This is a genomic window from Streptomyces sp. NPDC051738, from assembly GCF_044453205.1.
Lineage (GTDB): Bacteria > Actinomycetota > Actinomycetes > Streptomycetales > Streptomycetaceae > Streptomyces.
In genome coordinates, this window is record NZ_JBITCM010000058.1 from 1 (window position 1) to 1,282 (window position 1,282).

Below are 1,282 nucleotides of genomic sequence, written 5' to 3' on the forward strand. Positions count from 1 at the left end.
GGCAACGGCGTTCACCAGGCCATGCTCGGCATCGCCCGGCTCCACAACATGGCCCTCACCGGATAACTCACGCCCCATACGGGACAACCTCTAGGACTGCGCCCGCGTACGCGGGGGAAAATCACCCGCCCGGACGCCCCGCGAAGCACGGCTCGTGCCGTCATGGTCGGGCCGACTACGACCCACCATCAGGCCGACCATGCCTGCGGCCGTGTCGCGTCCAGCCTCGACCATGGCTGGTCAGCGCACGGCCGACGCCTGCAGAGGCTGCGCCCCGGCTGGTTGCTTCTCGTGGTGCCCTTCGTAGGGCCCCTCTTGGTGCTCTCGTGGTGCCCCTCTTGGTGCTTCGACCGGCTGGCCGTTGGCGTTTGGACATGCGGCTGACCAGGTCGACAAGGGGCGGTGGGTGCGTAGCTCTCGACGAGTGTCGTTTGTCGATGAGTTCCGATGTCAGCCGAGGACCTGTGAGCCTCTAAATGTCGGCGAGTTTCGATGTCACTCGGGTGCGTAAGGAGAGCATCTGCACCAGGTCGTCGGGGGATCTGTCCCAGGTTCAGCGGAAAGCGATCATCCGGTGCGAGCGGTTCCCGGTGGGGCGGATGCCCGGCAGGGTGGGGGTATGACGGTGGGATTCAGTGGCGCTGTGGCCGAGTACTACGCGAAGTTCCGGCGTGGGTACCCTTCCCAGGTTTTTGATGCCTTGGAAGAAGCCTTCGAGTTGTCGGAAGCCGATGTCGTGCTCGACGTGGGGTGTGGCACTGGCCAGCTTGCCCTTCCCTTCGCTTCCCGGGTTCGTTCCGTGGTGGGAATGGACCCCGAGCCGGACATGCTGCGACTGGCCCGGGACGCGGCAGATGCCCAGGGGATCCGGAACGCGACCTGGATGCTCGGTGCCGACACCGATGTTCCGGCGCTGAGGGCACTGATGGGAGAGCGGTCGCTGGCGCTGACGGTCATCGGACAGGCGCTTCACTGGATGCAGCACGATGAACTCTTCCGCGCCGTGTCGCCGCTGCTCCGTAGAGGTGGAGGCATCGCGGTGATTTCGAACGGAACGCCGCTGTGGCTGCAGGACAGTGCATGGTCCCGTGCTCTGCGCGGGTGTCTGGAAGGGTGGTTGGGCACCACGCTGGAAGCGTCCTGCGGCACCAGCAGCCGCGACCGGCTGAGGTATGCGCAGGTGCTGGAGGTCACGTCCGCTGGAGTGGTGTATCGACGGCCACTCGGTGATCTCGTTTTGAGGCTATGCGGTGAGTTCGGTGGGCAGGGCTGTGTCGTCGGT

1 protein-coding gene is annotated in these 1,282 nt (G+C 65.5%); it reads left to right on the top strand.

What is annotated here, in order from left to right; genetic code table 11:
* Nucleotides 1–643 precede the first annotated feature (643 nt).
* Nucleotides 644–1,282, top strand: a 639-nt coding sequence (locus ACIA8X_RS46865) for a class I SAM-dependent methyltransferase (RefSeq protein WP_393462901.1), incomplete at its 3' end; no start/stop codon positions are given.